This is a genomic window from Dyadobacter luteus (assembly GCF_003383615.1).
Lineage (GTDB): Bacteria > Bacteroidota > Bacteroidia > Cytophagales > Spirosomataceae > Dyadobacter > Dyadobacter luteus.
This window is the reverse complement of the sequence record NZ_QNUL01000002.1, coordinates 163422-184528: the sequence shown is the minus strand read 5'-3', so window position 1 is coordinate 184528 and position 21107 is coordinate 163422. Positions and strand designations below refer to the sequence as shown.

General features: G+C 44.4%; 15 protein-coding genes and 1 pseudogene. 8 read left to right on the top strand and 8 right to left on the bottom strand.

Annotated features, from left to right (window positions below):
* The first annotated feature begins 60 nt into the window (after positions 1–60).
* From DSL64_RS03605 to DSL64_RS03585, 6 genes and pseudogenes are all read left to right on the top strand, one after another.
* A complete protein-coding gene (locus DSL64_RS03605) occupies positions 61–3141 on the top strand; it encodes a lantibiotic dehydratase (protein WP_115829290.1) in 3081 nt (1026 codons plus the stop codon).
* Positions 3142–3279: 138 nt separating this feature from the next.
* The gene (locus DSL64_RS03600; protein WP_115829289.1) at positions 3280–4062 is read left to right on the top strand and encodes a LytR/AlgR family response regulator transcription factor; all 783 of its coding nucleotides are present in this window, start codon (positions 3280–3282) and stop codon (positions 4060–4062) included.
* A 119-nt stretch (positions 4063–4181) separates the two neighbouring features.
* On the top strand, positions 4182–4379 hold the full coding sequence (locus DSL64_RS03595; protein WP_115829288.1) for a hypothetical protein: 198 nt from the start codon (positions 4182–4184) through the stop codon (positions 4377–4379).
* A 7-nt stretch (positions 4380–4386) separates the two neighbouring features.
* Positions 4387–4557 (top strand): hypothetical protein, encoded by a 171-nt coding sequence (locus DSL64_RS28895; RefSeq protein WP_158547866.1) that lies wholly within the window; start codon positions 4387–4389, stop codon positions 4555–4557.
* Entirely contained in the window at positions 4550–5704 is a 1155-nt protein-coding gene (locus DSL64_RS03590) for a radical SAM protein (RefSeq protein WP_115829287.1), read from the top strand. Before DSL64_RS28895 ends, DSL64_RS03590 begins: the two co-directional genes overlap by 8 nt.
* A gap of 656 nt (positions 5705–6360) precedes the next feature.
* Positions 6361–6531: pseudogene (locus DSL64_RS03585) on the top strand (type IV toxin-antitoxin system AbiEi family antitoxin); the annotation flags it as partial.
* 131 nt (positions 6532–6662) lie between these two features.
* On the opposite strand, the gene DSL64_RS03580 reads toward DSL64_RS03585, so the two are convergent.
* From DSL64_RS03580 to DSL64_RS03550, 7 genes are read right to left on the bottom strand one after another with little or no spacing between them, the layout of a single operon-like run.
* Positions 6663–7391 carry an HlyD family secretion protein gene (locus DSL64_RS03580; protein WP_115829285.1) on the bottom strand — a complete coding sequence of 243 codons (729 nt, stop codon included), beginning with the start codon at positions 7389–7391 and terminating at the stop codon, positions 6663–6665.
* Between the two features lie 4 nt (positions 7392–7395).
* Positions 7396–9648, bottom strand: coding sequence for a peptidase domain-containing ABC transporter (locus tag DSL64_RS03575; protein ID WP_115829570.1), 2253 nt, complete (start codon positions 9646–9648; stop codon positions 7396–7398).
* A 22-nt stretch (positions 9649–9670) separates the two neighbouring features.
* Positions 9671–10726: a hypothetical protein gene (locus DSL64_RS03570; RefSeq protein WP_115829284.1), complete on the bottom strand. Its 1056-nt coding sequence runs from the start codon at positions 10724–10726 to the stop codon at positions 9671–9673.
* Between the two features lie 3 nt (positions 10727–10729).
* Positions 10730–11635: an LLM class flavin-dependent oxidoreductase gene (locus tag DSL64_RS03565; protein ID WP_115829283.1), complete on the bottom strand. Its 906-nt coding sequence runs from the start codon at positions 11633–11635 to the stop codon at positions 10730–10732.
* 3 nt (positions 11636–11638) lie between these two features.
* Positions 11639–12856, bottom strand: a complete 1218-nt coding sequence (locus tag DSL64_RS03560; protein ID WP_115829282.1) for a lanthionine synthetase LanC family protein — start codon at positions 12854–12856, stop codon at positions 11639–11641.
* Positions 12857–12878: 22 nt separating this feature from the next.
* Entirely contained in the window at positions 12879–14072 is a 1194-nt protein-coding gene (locus DSL64_RS03555) for a glycoside hydrolase family protein (protein ID WP_147300324.1), read from the bottom strand.
* Complete coding sequence (locus DSL64_RS03550) at positions 14044–16449, bottom strand: outer membrane beta-barrel protein (protein ID WP_115829280.1); 2406 nt, start codon at positions 16447–16449, stop codon at positions 14044–14046. Before DSL64_RS03550 ends, DSL64_RS03555 begins: the two co-directional genes overlap by 29 nt.
* Before the next feature lie 366 nt (positions 16450–16815).
* On the opposite strand from DSL64_RS03550, the gene DSL64_RS03545 reads away from it, so the two are divergent.
* Both DSL64_RS03545 and DSL64_RS03540 read left to right on the top strand, forming a co-directional pair.
* Positions 16816–17013: a hypothetical protein gene (locus DSL64_RS03545; RefSeq protein ID WP_115829279.1), complete on the top strand. Its 198-nt coding sequence runs from the start codon at positions 16816–16818 to the stop codon at positions 17011–17013.
* Positions 17014–17146: 133 nt separating this feature from the next.
* A complete protein-coding gene (locus tag DSL64_RS03540; protein WP_115829278.1) occupies positions 17147–20275 on the top strand; it encodes a lantibiotic dehydratase in 3129 nt (1042 codons plus the stop codon).
* A 23-nt stretch (positions 20276–20298) separates the two neighbouring features.
* Here the strand turns inward: DSL64_RS03540 and DSL64_RS03535 are convergent, their stop codons facing one another.
* Positions 20299–21000, bottom strand: a complete 702-nt coding sequence (locus DSL64_RS03535; protein WP_115829277.1) for a hypothetical protein — start codon at positions 20998–21000, stop codon at positions 20299–20301.
* Positions 21001–21107: the final 107 nt, after the last annotated feature.

Below are 21107 nucleotides of genomic sequence, written 5' to 3'. Positions count from 1 at the left end.
ACTTCGAGGTAGTCCGCCAGCTACCTGTTCGCTCTTATCTACCAACGGATTCGTTAAAGTATGAAATTCAAGGGTTCTGCTGAGTTTACTTCTTTTGATTTTTTCCTGGTAAGAAGGTCTCAGTTTCCTGTTGATTTCTTTCTCAATTTAGATAAGCTAGCCAATGCTGACCAGGCTGTATTTGCCAGTTCATTTGGGAAATTGATTGCAGCTAACGACGAATTTCTTAAGGCCTTGTACCTGGCATCTCCTGCGTTTCATGAGCGCACACTTCATTGGCTGACAGGGAAGACGATCTCAGAAGAAACCCAGTTGGTTAGAACACTTTTAAAATACTGGTCAAGAATTTGCAGCCGTGCAACCCCCTACGGATTGTTTGCCGGTGTATCGCTGGGATCATGGGCCTACAGCACACGGATTGTACCCGACAAATCGAAAGACCGTATTTATAACGAACTCGATATTACCCAGGTCAATCAAATTATTGACTTATTATTGCAAGACCAGCATCTGGCAGAACGATGCCTTTTCTATGCCAACAACAGTATTTATACGGCAGGAAATGATATCCGGTACGTAGAATATGAGATGCATGAGGGGAAAGCTAAATACTTTCTTACTTCAACTGAAAATAGCGACGTGCTTGCAAGCCTGATGCTTTTAGCAAAAAAAGGCTGCTACTTGTCTGATCTCCGAAAATCCCTTCTGAGCAAGGGATTTTCGGAAACTCAGGCCCATGAATTCGTGGATGATCTTGTGGAATTCCAGCTTCTGACCAGCGAGCTTCAGCCAAGAATCACGACAGCCAGCAGTCTGCAGCATTTAATCGACCGGCTCCAAAATGCAGATGCAAACAGCCAGCTGCTGCAAACACTGACAGAGATCGTCATCCTGCTTAAATCCTCAGAGGGACAACCCGCAAATTTCGATGTGATCAAAAATCTGATTGCGAGTGCTTTTCCCGGTGAACCTGTCAAAAACCTGATACAGACAACACTTCAACAAGGTTACAGCCAGTGCACCATTCAAAAAACATTCGTAGATGAGCTCACTCGGAGCTTGTCGCGGCTCAAACCCCTATTTGTTAGTGCAGCAAGCCCTAATCTGCGCAGGTTTCAGAAAGAATTTTATGATAAATTCGGAAGTGCGGAAATTCCACTTGCCATAGCACTCGATGGCGAGATCGGTATCGACTACGGTCATGCCTCCCGTCTGAGCAGCGTCTCTGTACTGGACGGGCTGGATCTGAACTCAACGGCGAAACAAGCCAGAGAACTTACTGACTGGGATCAGTTTATTCTTAAACACTACCTGAATTATATCGACTCTACTCCGACTGAAATCAGGATCTCAACAGAAGATCTTTCATCTTTCACAACGGCGCCAAGCCTGAACCCAACATTTTACGGCTTTGGTAATCTAATCGGGCAACCTGACTCGGCAGACGGCGAGCTTATGTTTAACCTGAGCTTTGTAGGCGGAAATTCAGCAGCCGCACTTATGGCACGCTTCTCAGGAACTGACCCCGTATTACACTCAAAACTTGTCGAGATTGCAGATTACGAACAATCATGTGTAAAGGATTCGATTCTGGCTGAAATCGTATTTTTGCCCGAATCCAGAACAGGAAATGTGCTATCACATCCTGCTTTGTATCCCTATGAGATTCCCTACATCACCCTATCGACTGTAGATCAGCAGCATCAGCTACCCATAGATGATCTATTGGTAGCTTCAACAGCATCAGGAAAAATAACGCTACGCTCAAAGAAACTGGGAAAGCAGGTGATCCCCCGACTTTCCAATGCGCACTTCTATGTTTCTGAACTACCAGTATATCAGTTCCTTTGTGACTTGCAGAGCGATTCGGGAAGCATCAACTTTAAATGGACCTGGTCAGTTCTTGAAGACCGCCCTATGCTGCCCAGAGTATGTTTCGAGAACCTTATCCTGAGCCGTAAAACATGGAATCTGGATCAAAGCTGGTCAAAGAATCCCGCCACGTTTATCGCGAAATACGATGTTCCCAGGTATGTTCAGCTGATTGAGGGCGACAACGAATTGCTGCTCGATTTACAATTACCTGTGAGCCTTCATATGCTTGCTGAACAAATTGAAAGAAAGGGTAAAGCGCAGCTCAAGGAGTTTTTATCTGCAAAATCTCAATGCCTTATTGCAGACGAACATGGCTCCTACTCTAACGAAATCATCATTCCCTTCAAGGCAACAAACTACCAAAGCGTCCCACCGAAAATTTGCATCGAATCAGCAAATGGTATTCAAAGAAAATTCAGCTTTGGGGACCAGTGGCTGTACATCAAAATTTATGCGGGCTACACGATTGTCGACAGGACGCTTTTGGAGACGGTAACCCCAATCTGCAACAAGCTACTACAAGAGGGCAAGATTGAAAAGTGGTTTTTTATAAGATATCAGGATCCTCAGCCTCATCTTCGCTTAAGGCTTTTGAGCCACTCCTACCCTGATGGCATCGACCAAACCGTCCTACTGCTTAAAGCGGAACTGGATCCCTTAATTCAGCAGGGGCTTATAGACAAATTTGCGCTGGACACCTATGAACGCGAACTGGAGCGGTATGGCCCACAGCACATCGAACTGGCTGAAACAATATTCGCTATCGATACCCAGCTGACCACACAGCTGCTTGCGCAACTACAGCAACATCAGGCCGATGAGCACCGTTGGCTCTATGGCTGCAGAATCGTGGACGCGGCCCTGGAAGGATTTATGTTGACATTAGATCAGAGAGCAGCTATCACCAGAGATTTCGCTTCTGGTTTTCTATCAGATTTTACAGAGAAAGAAAAAATAGAAATCCGCTTGAACGATAAATACCGATTGCTTCGCAAAGAGCTCGAAACGGTTATGGGTGTATCGGAAGACCCTCTCTCACAACAGACGGCGGTACTGTGCCGAAACTATACCGAACAGATCAGCCGGCAACTCAACGCTTCACAGCACCACTTCACCTGGGAGCAGATCGGTGCGTTTGTGCACATGTGCTGCAACCGGCTATTCATTTCAGAGTCCCGCGAGCAGGAATTACTGGTTTACCATTTTCTTGCTAAACACTATAAAAGCAAAATTGCCCGAAAACAATCCGTGCTCGAAAATCGTTGAAACCCGGCAGTTTGTCGAAAGTCTGCAGCAGCTCATCGAATAAATTACAGGCTTCCCATTTTATTGTTCAAATTGTAACACTGTGCGAGCGACCAGATTGCCGTTAGCAGTCGTTTTAACCAAATATGGAATTCTTGTATGAATGAGATGTCTAATCAGAACAATCCTATCACCTGTGTGATTATAGAGGATGAGCCGCTGGCCCAAAACATCTACCACCGCTACCTCGCAAAATTGCCTGATGTTCAGCTATTGGCCACCTGCAGCAATGCCCTGGAGGCTATTTCGGTGATTCAGAATACCAGACCGGATTTCATTTTGCTCGACATCAACCTGCCTGAAATGACAGGTTTTGAGATGCTGAATGTGCTGCGCCTGCACAAACCATTGGTTATTTTTTCAACTGCCCATGTCGAGTACGCTTTCAAAAGCTATGATTTCGATGCACTCGATTATCTGCTCAAACCTGTTTCGTTCGACAAGTTTATCCGCAGTATAGAAAAGGTCAAGGAGATGAAAACCATAAAGGAAGGCATTCGCGGGGGAGGCTCCTTTATGAACGTAACGCCGGATATTCGTCAGGAAAATGACTCCGCTTTTGTAAAGTTTGACAAGAAAAACATACGCCTGAACTTCAACAACATCTGGATGATACAGGCTATGGAGGACTACCTGAAAATCTTTCTGATAGAACCTGTTAACGCCACAGGATACATTGTGATCAGAATGACAATGAAGGACATAGAGTCCAAGCTTCCCGAAGATGCTTTCCTGCGTATAAGCAGATCCTACATCGTCAAATTTCAGGAAATTGTCGCTTTGGAAGGAAACGAAATCAAGCTTAAAGAGGGCCACAGACTTCAAATCGGAAGAACATTCAAAGACGAAGTCAGAAAACGGATTGAAGGTATCACCATGTAAGCGTGCATTCACCGCAAATAATCAGCAGTCTGTCTCATAATTCAACCGACTGTCGCTATTATTTCCCCATCAAAATCACATCCAGTTTCTTTGTCTTATCACTTAAACACTTTTCAGATATGAGACTTTCTATTGATGACCTAAAGGCCAAATGCCATCTGAGTGGAACCGATCATTCAATCGCCATTGAGGTGCTCGCCTCTGAAGATACCTCGCTACTTCGCGGCGGCGACAGAGAGCCGACCAAACCCGTTTATCAATTTGAACATCAGAGTATTTGGGAAAAGGCAAGTATGCTATTAGATAACATCAGATAAGACAGTTATGGATCAGCCAAAAAAACCAGCACAAACTTCAAAGAAAAGTGCGAAAAAAGCCCTGGATGAGCTCAATCTGGGAGCAAACAAAATCATCGGAGACAACATCCACGGCGGATGGGTCGAAGTGATCAAGGGCGGAATTACCCCGGATAAATTGAAATTGGACGATGAGTAAACAGCCGCTCAAAGGACTAATCCTGAAGGTGTGCAGTAGGTGCAATCTGGATTGCACCTACTGCTACATGTACAGCCAGGGAGATATGAGTTTTTTGAAGCAGCCCAAGTTTATCAGCAGCGATGTCATCGATCAACTATGTAGGCGCCTGACTGACTATTTTACCCGAAACCGCCCCGAAAGCTTTGAGCTCATACTCCATGGCGGAGAACCTACACTGTTAGGTACCGGGGCCTTTGATCAACTCCTCACACGTATTTCCAGTGAGACAAACAGTCTGGTCAAGCTTAACTATGCAGTCCAAAGCAATGGGATTTTACTCAACGACGATTGGATCGAGGTCTTCCGAAAGCATCAGGTAGCCCTCGGTATCAGTATTGACGGGCCCAAACACGTCAATGACCTACACAGAAAAGACCATAAGGGTAATGGCAGCTTTGATGCCGTCATGAAAGGACTTGCAGTTTGCAACCGGCACCACTATCCGTTCGGTTTGCTTGGCGTGCAAAACCCCCAAACCGCTCCTGACGAGCTCTATGCTTTTTCTAAAAAGGCTGGTGCTACCAATATTGATTTTCTTTTTCCACATCACCACCACGATAAGAAGCCCCAGCAGACCGGTTATGCCGACTGGTGGATCAGCTTGTTTGATATCTGGTTTTATGATAATGATGATAGTAAACCCAATATCCGCTTCCTGACTCAGGTCATTGTAAACTGTCTGGGATTAGGATTGGGTTTTGATATGCTTGGTCAGCAGACCAACGACTATCTGGTCGTTGAAACTGATGGCAGTATTGAAACTGTAGATGCAATGAAGATCTGTGGAGATGGCTTCACAAAAGAAAACTATCATCTGCAAACCCACAATTTTGAGCAGGCCATGCAATCTCCACTCATGCATATCTACCACAATGGGCACCACAACCTCTCAGCCCTGTGTCAGAACTGCCCTGTGGTCAGCGTTTGTGGCGGTGGCTTTTTACCGCACCGTTTCAGCCGCGAGTTACAGTTTGATAATCCTTCGGTATACTGTTCTGATTTAAAAAGGATCATCCATTACATCCAGCATGCCCTGATTGACTATCTATCCGACGAGGCTGTTTTGCAAGCGGGGCTGCAGAAGTTTGAAGTGTTTGCAGATTGAACTGACTGGTCGCGCCAGGTAGGACAACTGCCGGGCTATAACCGGACGGCAGGCGGCTTTTTTAATCACAAAATTCACCTCCTCACCAAGCCAAAAATCAAACCGAGAAAACTCTAACGTCATTTCCCATTAAAACTACCCCGGTGGTCAGTAGCTAATTCCCCCAAGTTCTGCACTAAGTCAACATCCTATCTTGGTATACCCACAAATAGAAAAATACCCTTCAGCCTGGCAACCGAAGATTCCATTGAATGACTTTCTTTCAGTAATTTATTCAAATGTCTTCTCTGGTTACAAATTGATGTTTATTTTAGCACAAAATAAGTTACATGGTTATTACAAACAAAGCCTCGAAAAGAGGAAAATATATCTTTCTGTAGCATTACTAGTAGTAACTGCGAGTCTGATTAATTGATAAGTGGATCATAGGGTATAGGAATGTATTAAAACCTTCCTTGCTGTTAGGCACTTACCACTTCGCTGGAAGCAAACTTTGGGGCCAGTTGGAATTACCAGCAGCTGTTGTTTAAGGCGGCGAGCCAGCAGGCGATGTTGAAACCGGCCACCTGGATCCCGAACAATGGACAGTTTATACCCCTAATGAAAAAAGTGAGCGGGTTAGAATTTAAAAGCTGGCTTGACGGTCTGATGGAAACCTAAAAATTTATAACAAGTTTTGGATGGACACCACGATTTACATGAACAATCGCGCGACGCCTGAACTGATAACTTACGCTGACCTGATGATTACAGGTGATGCACGATGTATTGAGACTGCAAATATTATTTACGACAAAAAGCTAACCCATATATTCGCCCAGCCCTAAAGCATGCAGAATTAAAGAATGTCTTCGGTACCGTGGAGAAAACTCTCAATGAACTTTCGATTGACTACCACCTAATCGACCTCTTAACCAAGCAGATTTGGCACGAAAGAGCTGAAATGAAATTCATAAAATCAGCTCCTTCCCAAAATACCTCCAAAAACGCGGCTTAGAATGCTCTTCTCGTCGAGGATAATCTCGGCTTTACCCGCAAATGAAGGTTGAGTCTGTAGTCTCCGTCCGGTATTGGTCAAAAGACCGTTTGTCAGCTTGACGTTAACGCGGTAGGCCCCCTCGATCTTAATTGGTAAAACAGAAACGATAGTGCCTACAATGAAGCCAAACTCGCTCTGAGAGAATTCATCCAGGCTTATTTTCACCCTTTGCCCAACCCTTACTTTCCCAAAGTTTTTAACCGGGATTTTTACCAGAACTTCATAACTTTTGATCTCGGGTACGATCCACACCGACTGCTTACTGGCATTGTCCTTGTAGCCCTGGGAAAACATCACAGTGCCTGCGATGGGTGACTTAAAGTAAGTTTTTTGCGTTGCCTTTTGTTCCAGGATCAAGCTATCACCTGCTTTGACTTGCTGACCTTCCTTGACCAGCGCATAGTACTCTTCGCTGGGACTTGCCACAAACCAACTGATTTTACTGGGCTTTTCGCTGGCCTGCAACTGGCTTTCTCCGATGATCACGTCCGGAAATGAGATATGATGGGCTATAATCAGAATAACGACGACGCCTGCGAACATCACGCTGATACCCCAGCGAACAATCCAGGGGGGAATTTGACCGATGATATCTTGAATCTCGTCGCTTACTCTTTCAAACTCGGTGTTTTTTTCGATCGTTGGCATGGTTTCAGGCAGCTCCTAGCTCTAGTTGGTTTTTCACTAATTCAAAGTACACGCCTCTTTTCGAGGTTAGCTCCGCATGGGTTCCGGATTCACAAATTTCTCCATTATGTAACACTACAATCTGATCCGCATTCTTGACAGTACTTAATCTGTGGGCAATGACAACGACGGTCTTCCCTTCAAAAAACTCATCAAGATTTTGCATAATGATTTTCTCATTGTTGGCATCAAGCGCGCTGGTAGCCTCATCAAAAAAGATGTATTTAGGATCCTTGTAAACAGCTCTAGCGATAAATAAGCGCTGCCGCTGTCCGCCGCTTATACCTGCGCCGGTATTTCCGATCCTGGTCGTAAAACCAAGCGGCAATTTTTTAATATAATCCTGTAAGTTGGCCACATGTATGGCTTTTTTCATTCTGGGCTCCAGGATCCGTTGGCCATCTACCGCTATATTTCGGGCGATCGTATCAGAGAAAATAAATCCATCCTGCATGACTGTTCCGCAGTCCTTTCTCCACTCCTTTGGCGAGATTTGATCCAAATCCTCGCCGTCAACGAGAATATTACCAGATGAAAGCGGATAAAAGCGAAGCAGTAGCTTCAAGAGTGTTGTCTTACCACTTCCACTCGAGCCGACGATCGCTGTCACTTTTCCTTTCGGGATATGCATGGAGATGTTTTTCAGGATTAGCGGTGAGGTATCACTGCCGTACCTGAATGAAACTTCATTGAGCACAATGCCTTTCTCACTGTCCAGGCTGTTTAGCTTGAGCAGATTATCGTCCTGACCCAGATCACTGATTTGGAAGTGGTAGTCTTCGTCCAGCTCTTCATTAGGTTTGTTATGAATCTCTCCCAAACGATCCAGACTGATTTTGGCGTCCTGCACCTTTTTAACAAAGTTCATTATCTGGTTCAGCGGGCCGTTCATCTGCCCGATGATGTAGGAAATACTCAACATGGCACCCAGGGTAATTTCATGTTGCATCACCAGCTTGGCGGCCATATAAGAGATCAGGATATTCTTGACCTGCGTCAAACAATTCGCACCTATCTCCTGGTATTGTTCCAGCGACAAGCTCTCGACATTTATCTTAAATAACTTGGCTTGTATACGTTCCCATTCCCAGCGGCGGGCCTGCTCACAATTGTTAAGCTTGATTTCCTGCATGCCGGTGATCAGCTCGTAAATGCTATTCTGATTTTCTCTCAAGCGCTGAAACCTCATATAATCCAGATTCTTGCGCTGGCGCAAAAAGATGAAAATCCAGCTGACTGACATGGCGCTACCTATGAAAAAGATGCCTAGCAACGAAATGTCGTAAGTCGAAAGTACGATCGAAAAAATCAGCAAATTGACCAATGAAAATAATGTGCTGAGCGTCGAACCGGTCAGGAAATCTTCAATCCTGTGGTGATCATTGATCCTTTGGGAGATATCACCAACATTCTTTGATTCAAAAAAGTTAATCGGCAACTTCATCAACTTGGTCAGGAAGTTGGAGATAATTGAGACGCTCAACCTTGTATTGATATGCAGCAGTATCCAGTTCCGGATCATATCCACACCGATATTGCCCAAAAACAGCAGTAATTGAGAGAACAAAATCAAATGAATGAAATTGTAGTTCTGCAGCTGTATCCCGTAGTCAACAAGGCTTTGGGTCAGAAACGGAAACAATACACTTATTAAACTACCAAGCAGCATGCCAAGCAGAATCTGGTAAACGTAGCTCTTGTAGGGACGCAGGTATTGAAACAAAAACTTGAAGCCTACCGGAGTTTGCTTATGCTCCTCGTCATGATCGTAAAATTCCGGAGTGGGCTCAAGCAGCAGTGCTACACCCCTGTCATCATAAGAGCTAGCCCAACTCTTCATGAAAGTCTTCTTGTTGACCTGCACGAGTCCATGAGCTGGATCGGCAACCACCAATACATCGTCTTTTCTAAATATATTTTTTCCCTTTACATCATACAAAACCACATAATGCTCCTGGTTCCAATGCAATATACAAGGTAAGGGCACCTCTGAGGATAGCTGTTCGAAGGTCAGTTTTACCGGCAAGGTCTTGATCCCTATCTTTTCAGCTGCCTGACAAAGTCCATTCAAGCTTACTCCGTTGCGTCCAATGAACGCGTTGGCACGAAAGAAATCAAGTGAATAGTCCTTTCCATAGTGGGCTGTGACCATTCTCAAACAGGTTGGCCCACAATCCATGTAGTCCAACTGGCGGAAGAATTTATATTTATTTTTCATATCAAACATTTAACGTTCAGCATCACCAGGCCTTAGACTGAGACAAATTGGTCAATTTAAATTCCTTGCAGAGTAGTGGTAACAAATGCTGCTCAGAGGGCAGAAGATGTAAGTGACGATTCAGATATCGGGTGACATTGGTTTTGATCTCCATCTGATCAGCTTCACAAATTGTCCCGATTTTTGACAGAGCCAGATAATTTCGGATCACAGACAGTTTCAGAATATCGAAATACGTATCCATTGAAAGCGTCAGAAACTCCTCCAATTGAGAAAGAAAGGCCTCGTTTCGGTGTTCAAAATAGGAGCGTTTTAGTGTAATAAACCGCTCGATGACCTCGAGATGATCGTTGGAAACATCGATATAGCCAATCCCCCTGAACAGAATCTGATAAAACAACTTCTCCTGATCGTCTGATGTATTTGCCAAAATAAGCCTGGTGGCACTAATGACCACATTGTCAATCCCCTGCTGGCGGGTATACTCGTCCCTGTCGAACATGTGCTTGTTCCATTTCCCTGGCAAATGGGTAAAATCTTTGTAAATCAATGCCCTTAGGATGCCATTGTAGAGACTATATCCATCCTGGGCATTACCCTGGTGAATCAATATTTTGCTCAGATTGGGCAGTTGATCCAAAAGACGTCGGGAGCCAAGAAAAGCTGCGCCTTTGGCTTCCAAGTGTTCTGACAACGCAAGACCTTCGATGGTAAATGCTGACGCTTTTGCATATACGCCCTTCAGATAATAGAAGAAAGACCAACCTGATGCGTAAAACAAGCGCGTAAACAGATAGGCATCCGCCTGCAGGATTTCAAGCTCCTTATTGGCCATCCTGAAGTAAGGTAGTGACGCGCTGCGCGAATCGGTCCTGGCCTTGTAGACGGCCCGGGAAAACAAATCAACCACAGCAAGGCACTGCTTACCTGCTTCTTCTCCCAGAAAGGCGTAAACGTCCGTCTTCTGCAACCGGTTGATCTGGGTTGCACCTATAAACTCGATCAGCTCACTTTTTTCAGATGAGATGTAAAACTGATCCAGCCGAGTGGCAAAAATTAATATCCGATTTGTTTCCATAACCTATCCAAATAATGTCTGAATTCTTTCTAAACTTTTCAGTCGGTCATTGTGTGAAGTAGACAAGTCCATAAATATAAACTCGTCAACCCCGAAATCTTCCTGATACGCAGCTATCTTGTCGTAGAACAAGCTAGGACAACCTATGATGCAATTTTCGGATCCTTCCTGCGCTAATTCGTATTGATTTTCCCGGTTTTGACCATCATTGCAAATGCCCGAAATAGCCAGATTCACCTTTGGGGCATAGCCGAAGGCAGACCGGTATGCGGCGTTGTACTCCTGAAGCTGCTCTTTGTTCGGACTCTTGTCTGCTCCTTTGTGAAATAGGGATCGGGAAAAATTCATTTCCCTGGTAAGTGTCCTTCCCAGCCCGTTTAATGACGTACCCATGCTCCACAGCTCGGGTATACTTGCCTTGTAGGGCGGTAGCACAATTCCTTCTCCCGAATTGAATATTTCGTCTTCTTCCCTAAGGAAAAACAGCAGTTTGTCCAATGCTTTGTCAAACGCACCCTTGATATCGCAGGAAGGATCATCAAGGGCGTACTCTCTAATTTTTTCACCAACCAAGCCGTTAGCCAGCCCCAGGTCTATGCGGTCAGAGAAGAGATTGTTGAGCAGTTTGAACTTCGCTGCAATGTGAAACGGCTGATGAATGGACAGCAAAATACCTGCGGTACCGATTCTGATCCGCTCTGTAGCAGCTGCCAGCACCCCCACCAAAGGTTCGGGACTGGTCCACGCATGGGTTTTATGACTGTAGTAATGCTCTGCAAGCCATATTCTGGAAAACCCAAGCTCGTCGGCGTACTGGGCGTACTCGACCAGATCGCTCAATATTCTCAAACTATTGGTAGTTCCGCCCCGCAGACCGAAATCGATAAGACCGAATTTGACATTTTTCATAGATCAGTACAGTAGCATTATTTTTTGCAACTCATTGAACTCCGGATTTCCAAGTGCTGTTTCGGCAAGTGCCACCCCGCAAAAGCCACTCAGAAATGATACATCCTTACGATCACCATCCTGCAAGAACCGGCTCATGTAATCCAGAGTCTGTGCTTTCCAAAAAGTGCTGCCTTCGGCAAACGCCCGGGCGGCATCTTCATCATATTGCATCAGGTTGTCAAACATCAAAGAGACGACAGCCGAACCATGGCAAAGGAATGGGTTATCCACCCAGGTTTGGGCATTTGTGGTTCTTTTCACGCATCTAAGGCCTACTTGCCTGGCTGTCGCAGACCAGGAATTGTTACCAAGTAAAGAGCCGGCCCGGTACAATAACAATACCTGGTTGAGATCCCCGTAGCACCAACCTGACCTGAGTGTGTAATAGAGCTGATTTTTAGGATCATCCGCAGCCAGTGACAACATCCTGTTGGTAGGAAAAATGCTCTTTGTCAAGTCATTGTCATGATCAAAATTGGCTAGCGAAAGTATGTAGTTAATGCCTGCCACGGCAACAGGCCTTATTTCATCCTGAAGAATGCCTATTTCATAAACCCTGAGAATACCGAGCAGAATCCCGGAAAGACCATGGGCAAGACCCAGATTCATATCATCCTCGGTGGTGTATCCCAATTTGCGGAAAATATATTCGTTTTTAATAAATCCATGCTCATCAGATTGTCTGGCAAGAATCTCTCTGGTCAAAGCAGATACATGTTCTCTGGCAATTTCACTGGTCATATCGCCCTCACACAGGTAGGTCAGCGCACCGATAGAGCCATGCATGTAATCCAGATTTTGCCCGCGCGCCTCTGACACAGCCCTTTTAGCAATGGTGCTGTTGAGATTAAGGATAAAATCATCATACTCACTGCCAATCAACTCGTACTTTCTCAGAGAATTCAGTACCCATCCGAGACCTGTAAGCCCGGCGCAAACCGAAATCAGGGTACTGAGTCCTGACGGCTCACCGAGCCTTTCAAGCACGCCGTCCAGCTTCTCAAACAGGATATCTTTCCAGTGCTGTTTCGTATCTGTCAGGTAGGTATACAGGTAAAATAAAAGCAGGCCTGATTCCCCAGAATACAAACCATCTGTTTTTACAGGATGATCCTTTATTTTCCGGTTGATCTGTTCAGTCCAGTCTGTCGCGGTGTTTATTTCCAGTTTTGCTAACATAACTTTCGATTTCTGGTTTATCTTAAATCAGTTGAGTGGGAAGAGGCAGGCTTGCATCTGCATAGCACATCAGACCTATGCCAATTCCTGCAATCCCCTCATGAAAGGCGATATTGGTATGTACATGCATCTGGTTGTAGCTGGCTTTAAATCCTGCTGTATCATTATCAAACCGCTGTTGTAGCATCGTTTGCTGATGCCAGTATTCGCTTGCATTTTTCAGATCTTGCAGCCCGCTTTTTCTATAAAGACCTTCAAACCTGAGTGCAAGTCCAGTGCTACCGTACTGTATACTGGCATCACCCACCCTGCATCCGGCCAGATCTCGCCTTTGACAGCAGAGCGCAAGGGTGCATTCCATGACTCTTAGCACATCCTTTCTGCCGGTGATGCGGTAGGTTTCCCAGAGCGCACAGCTGACAGCCAAGTCCGCATCCAGCATAAAATCAGACCGGCCTTCTGTATGTACCTTGACCGGAAAATACCCCGGATTAGGTTTCTGACTTTGACTGAGGATAAAATCAGCCGCCCGGTTAATCAAATGAATTACTTCCTGCTGCTTTATACCGATCCAGTACAGCTCTGACAAGACCCTGATCACCCTTGCAGAACCGCAAATCATGCCCAGATAAATGCCATCATTTTTGGAAAAAGGCCATTTCCAGCAATATCCCGCTGAATCTCTGATGGCAAAATGCTCCAAAGCCTCCACCAATTTTACCAGCCTGTCTGCCGCTAGCGGATCCTGGTCGATTCTAGTCAGGTAATACTCCGAAGCATAAAGTGCCCCAAAATGGTTTAGCTCTCCTTCACGAAGCTTAATTTTAAAAAAAGCATCAATCCGGGTGTCAAGAGCAGCCAGTATATCTGTATCAATGAAGCTGATCAGGTTGTTGCTTTTTACAAACTGTACAAAGAACGCCATTTCGATCAGTTCTCTGAAATAAGAAATTTTATGCGCATAGATATCGACAGAGATCGCTGAGATCGCCCTCTCAAAATAGGCTGCTGCTGCTGTGGTGAACTGCCGTTGACCACTAAATAAGGCATAGTAAGCACTAAACAGTGATATGCTTAGCAACCCATTACCATAACCGGGATACTTCAGACGACAAGCATTTTCCTGTAGCGAAATAGCAATCTGTTCGACTACCTGCGAAGCCCGACTAGCCGACCGGGCTGGAATGCTACTGCATACGACCTCTTTGCTCCTCATTGCCTAATGATTTTTCTCTGACTCTTTTTACTGTTTTCTTTCCCAGCCCGTAGCTGAATGCAAGCTGTACACGGCGAGTATCATAGAAGTTATCTACCGTCATATTGACATTGCCGTAAAACGCGCTACCTCTCCACCTTCTTTGCAGAAACAAGTCTGAAACGCTGAGTTTGATATTTCCACGTGCGTTAAATATGGGCCTGCCTATCCCCAAATCCAGACTGGAATTACTGCGTAGTCTATCGATTCCTTCGATGCGGGGAGCCTGATAGTAAAACAGCACTTCGCCTTTCCACTTATGCGGCAGGGCAATCGTGTTTACCACCTGTACATAGCCGCTCCAAAGAGAGTTGCTAAAAGCAATATTTTGATTTAAGCCAGGATCGCTCAAAACTGAGTAGCTACCAAACAGCGTCAGACTGCTGTTAACGCCTTTAACAGTTGTAAAGGGCATGGTGACAGATAACGAGTATTGAGACTGCTTGTCCATGTTCTGATAAAGAAAGGTGGTCACCTTTGTCTGATCGTCTATCTTGGGAATATCGAACATGGCGTCTTTGATGTGTGTATAGCCTAGAATAACATTTAAACCTTTGAATGTCTGGCTGAACTCAAAGTTGTTGTTGTACTGCGGTGTGAGCGCAGGGTTGCCCTGCCTGATCGCATATTTACCAGAGTATGACACAAAAGGAATCAATATTGAGAATGGCGGACGATTAATTTTGCGGCTGAAAGAAACTCCCCATTGGTAATTCTCGGACGGCTTGCTATGGAGCAGCAAGGAAGGAAACCAATCCAGAAAATCTCTCTTGCCAACAAATCTGACATCAGAGTCAGTTTGTTCTGCCCGGATTGATGCGTTGAGCTTGACCTTACCTACCTGATGAGACATACCCAGGTACGCGGCCAGAATACGCTCTTTGTATCCAGAATTCTCAAATTGATTGTCGATGGGCTGTGTAACCCCGTTTCTTGTCTGAAATTGTCTTATAGCATTGTCCGATTCGGTGTAAAGGCCCTTCACCCCCACTTCAAGAGATGTGTGAGTGCCGACCTCATAGGAATAGTCAATTTGAGATACCAACAACCTGATATCTGCACGGTTGGATGTCTTGATATCGGTGTCGCTATTCTCTACTTTATCCAGATTCCGGTCAAAGTCATTATAGGAGATATTCGAATTGCCCGAATTATCATAATTGCTGAATGTACCTATAAAATTCAGACTACTTTTCTTGAATTTCCCCTCATAATAGGCACTGTAATTGAAAAGACTGTTGCTTGCTGACCCTTGTGTATTACTTTGAGTTCCACTTAAAAGTGGGCTATTTTCATTGAATAGTCTGAACTTGGCTGTTTCATTGATATAATCCCTGTTATCATTGTTATTATAGTCAAAGGTTAAACCAACAGAGCTTGATTTGCTCAAATTATAAGAGACACCCAGACTTACGGGAATAGTTATCTTTTTATACTCATGAACTCCTCTGTTATCAAACAATTGGTTGTCGGACTGAAACAGATTGGTCAGGTGCTGATTGTTTTCTCCGTAGTAGTAACCATAGCCGACATTGGCAGACATGGAAAATTTTTCATATCTGTATCCCATATTTAAGCGAGGCCTGTACCTCAGACGCCTACCCTGAGAAACAGCACCGTCAAACTGCCCCGTCCATCCATTTTGCAACGACCTTCTGGTGACAATATTTACAACGCCTCCTGATGCAGCTGCGTCATATTTAGCAGGTGGATTAGTAATTACCTCTACCTTGATTACATCTTCCGACTTCATATTTGACAACATCATATTCAGCGTCTGGCCATAGTAAGGACGGTTGTCAATAAGTACGAGCACGTTTGATTTTCCACGCACTGAAATATCGCCACTGTTTCCAACCTGAATCAATGGCAAAACGCCTAATAACTCTGTACCATTTCGACCTTTTGATAGAATACTATTCTCAAGGTTCACCACCAGTCCATCAGGCCGCTGCTCGACCAAAGACCGCTCTCCTCTTACTGTAACCTCCCTGAGTACCTTCTGATCAGCAAACATCCCTACATGGCCTAGATCCACAACATTAGAATCACCTTTAATCTCAATGGGTCCCTTATATAACTTGGCATATTCAAGCGACGAAATACTAACCAGATAAGAACCTGGTTGGAGACTACCGACTCTGAAATGACCCGACGAATCAGTCAAGGCGCCTTGTACAATTAAGCTGTCCGCGGCCTTGTAGATGGTAACGGTAGCAAATTCTACTGGCTTTTGATTGCCGCCATCCACAGCGACTCCTTGAATCTGTAAGGTTTGTCCATTTACCAGCGAAGCGCTGATCAACAATGGAGTCAGTGAAAATAGAAACCGTTTCATAGTCTTAGGTTTTGATTGAATTCCTTATGTCAGAATTGCATTAGGCAATGATACCACAGATAATGAGAAGGCGGAATTTTTTGCGACGAACCGCACATTTTTTGCGCCCAACGGATAATCGCACAAACCTGGCGGTTCGTCTATTAAATTTTCGGGGCCGTCTCCGATGTGTTTTGTTTGCAATACAATAATTCGAAACGGCACGAAAAAATAATTCATGTCAAATTCGAAAGGATCTGTTAGTCTAGTGGTAGGACGTTTTATTTTTTATAAAAAAACAGGGTTCGAATCCCTTACAGATTACAAACATTTATGCACGAAGCATAGGTGTGATTCTCAACTATTCCATTTTAACATTTTTCAATCATGCAAGAGGAAAACACAAACCAACCAGAAAAAAGCCGCGGTGACATCACTAAAAGACTTTTGGACATCGCAAAAGAAAAATTGAACGAGTTGGACAGCGATCAGCTGGAAAAACTTGCCGGAGGTGTTAATCAACAAGAAGCGATCGAAGATGGAAGCGGTAAAGTTGGATGCAGCTGCTATATCGGTTCTTGCTAACCCTATCGCATCTTCAAAAATATGTCGCCAAAAGTATTTGGCGACATATTTTGTTGCTACATGCTACAAAAAGTATTCAACAATAATCTGAAAAACAAAGTCAATTGTAAGTCGAACTTAAAACAAAAATGACATGAAAAATCTATCATTAAAGGACCGATTTATTATAAGAAAACCTCTTCTTTCAATTGACGAATTAATTACCTTACAAAATAAACTTCTGGAAAATGGAGAGCAATATCTTGTTACTGCGATGCGTGACAAATTTTCCAATTCATTGTTTCAGCAGGCCATTTACACCGCATCAATTGATCTTCATCAAGAACTAATCAAATGGTTAAATACAGAAGAAAAACATACAGATTATGACCTAAAAATGGCTAATAGTTTGTATAAATATTTCATACGGATGTGTAGCAGAAGCACACCCTATGGATTGTTTTCAGGATGTACTACAGGTGCGTTTTCCACATCTGAAAATCACTTTTTCGTTGATGCCGAAAGCCACAGAAAATGCTCGCGATTGGATATGAACTACATCGCAGAAATTGCTTCCTACATAAGTCATGACAAGACCATCAGGCCACACCTTACTTATAAACCTAATACAAGCATCTACCGGATCGGCGGCAATATCCGGTTCGTAGAATACCAGCTCAAAAACAAGAAAAGGACCTATTCCACATCGATGATCAAAGAAAACATCTTTGTAGATATGATTTTGGAAAGAGCCAAACACGGCGGATCCATCTGTGAGCTTGGCGCAGCACTGGAGGCGGATGTGAGTCCTTCTGAGGCGGCCGAGTTCGTTGAAAAACTGATTGACAATCAAATTCTGGTGAGCGATCTGGAGCCTTTGATCACCGGAGAATTCTTTTTTGATGCACTGATCGGAAAGCTAGCGAAAATACCCGCTGCGAAGCGTTACTTAACATTTTTGCGTGAGGTCAAAGACACGCTCGATTACGAAAGCCGCTCAGTCACTGACTATCAAAATCTTCATGCAAAAATCCTGAAACATTTTCCGAACACGACCGGTAAAGATCTCATACAAACTGACGTGTTCTATGATCAGGCCCGGGTTCATATTGATCAGCAGCTCAAAGACAGCCTAACCCAACAGGTGACCCAGCTGCTAAGAGTTAATAACAAGGTAAAAAACGAGGATCTCGAGCGCTTTAAGGCGAGCTTTTACAGCCGCTATGAGACGCGGGAAGTTCCATTGTCGGTGGCCCTGGATAGCGAAACCGGGATTGGCTATGGACTGAGCGCAAAGCGCGTTTCCAATCACATGCCTTTATTAAATGATTTGACTTTACCGGCAACCAAAGGCAGTGCTCCCCTGGAATGGACTGAGCGCAACAAATTTCTTTTTCGGAAGATACAGCAAGCGAAAAAGCAGGGCTACAGCGTAATTCACATCACGGATGAAGACATTCAACAGCTTATCGACAAAGACCTTCATCAGGTAGAGTTTCCTTCCAGCATGCAGGTGTTCGGATCACTCATGGCTGAAAATGAGGGTCAGATCAGCGGGAATAATTTCCTTTTCAGCCTAACCTCATTGGGAGGTAACTCCTCGAGTAACACCCTGGCGCGATTTGGACTGGGATCATCCGAAATTGCCAGCGAACTTGCCAGTACATGCCGACACGAGGAAAGCCAGACTGATAAGCTGATTGCTGAAATCGTCCATCTGCCTCAGTCGAGGATGGGCAATATCCTGATCAGACCTAACACATTTAGCTATGAAATTCCTTATCTGGGACAGTCTTCTGTGGCAGAAGAATTTCAGATTCCGCTCAGCGATCTGATGATATCGGTCAGATCGGGCCGGGCTATATTAAGAAGCAAAAGACTCAATAGGGAGATACTTCCTTCTCTTACCACAGCCCATAGCTTCTCTCGGGGCTTACCTGTATACAAGTTCCTCTGTGATTTGCAGATGCAGAATATGTACCAACCCTATGCATGGATATCCGCCTTCGACCAGCAGGAAATTCATATTCCCCGTGTTCAATACAAAAATATCATTCTTAGAAAGCAGCAGTGGAACCTACAAAAAAAACATTTTGAAGGATCTCTCAACACCATCGACGCGCTAGCAGCTTTCCGAACTGATTTTAACGTCCCCAGATTTGTTCTTTTAGCACAAGGTGACAATGAGCTATTGATTGATTTTGAGTCGCGCAACTCTCTGGAAATACTTATCTCCTACATAAAAAAATCAGATATCACCCTGGTCGAGTTTTTACAAACCCCACAGCATTGTGTGCTCAGCGATAAGCAGGGAAACAAATATTGCAACGAAATCATTTTCTCACTTCTGAGCAAAAAAGAAAGTCCGGTTACTAGCATACAAAATGCACCCAAAGAAACAGTGGCCAAAAGAACCTATAACGTTGGCAGTGAATGGCTATACATCAAATTATACACTGGAACCAAAACTGCTGATAAAATTCTGACTGCTGTGATCCGGCCATTTTGTAAGGAGCTTATTGCTAGTAAAACAATTGACAAATGGTTTTTCCTCAGATTCTCAGATCCGCAGGAGCATCTGAGAATTAGGTTTCATAGCAAAGACTCCGGATTCTGGTCACAGGTACTTCAGCAATTCAACCAGCTCGCTGAGCCTCTGCTGAGCAGCGGAGAGATCTATAAAATTCAGCTTGATACCTATGAGCAGGAGATCGAGCGTTACGGGTCAAAAACGATGCAAGTCAGTGAATCGCTCTTCTACCACGATAGTGTCGCTGTATCGAAATTTCTTTCGCTTATTGCTGGTAGCGAAGGAGAAAAATTCCGCTGGCTTTTTGCCCTCAGAGGCATTGACATGCTGATGGAAGACTTCTGCTTGGATATAACAGAAAAGTATGATGTGATCAACACGATGGCCCGTAGCTACTTTGAAGAGTTCAATGGAGACGACCTTCTCAAACACAATCTGAACCAAAAGTACCGCCAAAACAGAGAAGCTATTGAAAATATACTCAATCCGGACAAGGATGCCATCTACATTACCAAAGGAGTTGCCTGTTTCAGCATCAGATCTGAAATGAACAGGATGGTTCTGGAAAATACCTCACTATCCATCAACCAAAAAAAAGATCTGCTGCTGAGCTACATTCACATGTTCGCAATCAGGTTATTTATTGCAGAGCCCCGGATGCAGGAACTTGTGATCTATCACTATTTGGCTAAATACTACGAATCCCACTTAGCGCGCACCAGACGCGGTAAAAAAGAGCTTTTATTGGCCTAAGATTTCCTTACCCACATGATTTTTCACTGAGCTGGCGTGTCGGAAGATGCCGTCAGCTCAGCTATATTGGCGCGGGTCAAAACAAAGACCAGCGTCACAAATAGGGTCCATACAGTCACTAACCTTGGAGAGCCCAGAATCCAGTAATCGCTGAGTACGCCATTTTCAACAAGCGTATTCATCACACCCAATACCACTAGTACATCAATCAAAATCGGAGCAATCAGAAATAGCAAAAACCAGAGCGTCTTCCTTTTGTTACTTATCGCCTTGTAAGCAGTCGATAAAGGAAAAAACAGAATCAGAAAGATCAAAACGAATGCCAGTATCCATGCCGCAGAGCTATTATTCAATAGCGTATTAAGACCCCAAACCTCATCTCCCCCTTTCAAACCAGCCCCAAGCAGGCGCGCAAATGGCAGATTAGCAAAAATGAGCGAAAATCCCAGAGTACGTTGTCTTTCAGATCGAGCGGACGCTAGCATACGTGTTCCCATCCAAATGAGAGAAAAAGTAAAAACGGGCCCTGCAAAGGTAGCGAGTACAGCCAGCGGATTTTGCTCCGGGCAGCCTTCACAAACGCCCCAAACGTTAAAATCTCTTTCTCCCCAGCACCCGCAAATCAGTCGACCTACAGCAGTGTGCGCTATTTCATGCGCTTCATGCAACATGAATACCAATGCTAAAAATGTTACAGTAAACTTCGGAGTTATTCTCAATTCCATGGCTAGCTGGCTATCTGATTTAGTTTAAAAGTGCTCTAATCTTAGCTTTGGCTCATTTATCTGCTTGCGGTTAGTTACAACAACTTTCCAGCTTTCGTGAATCCTGA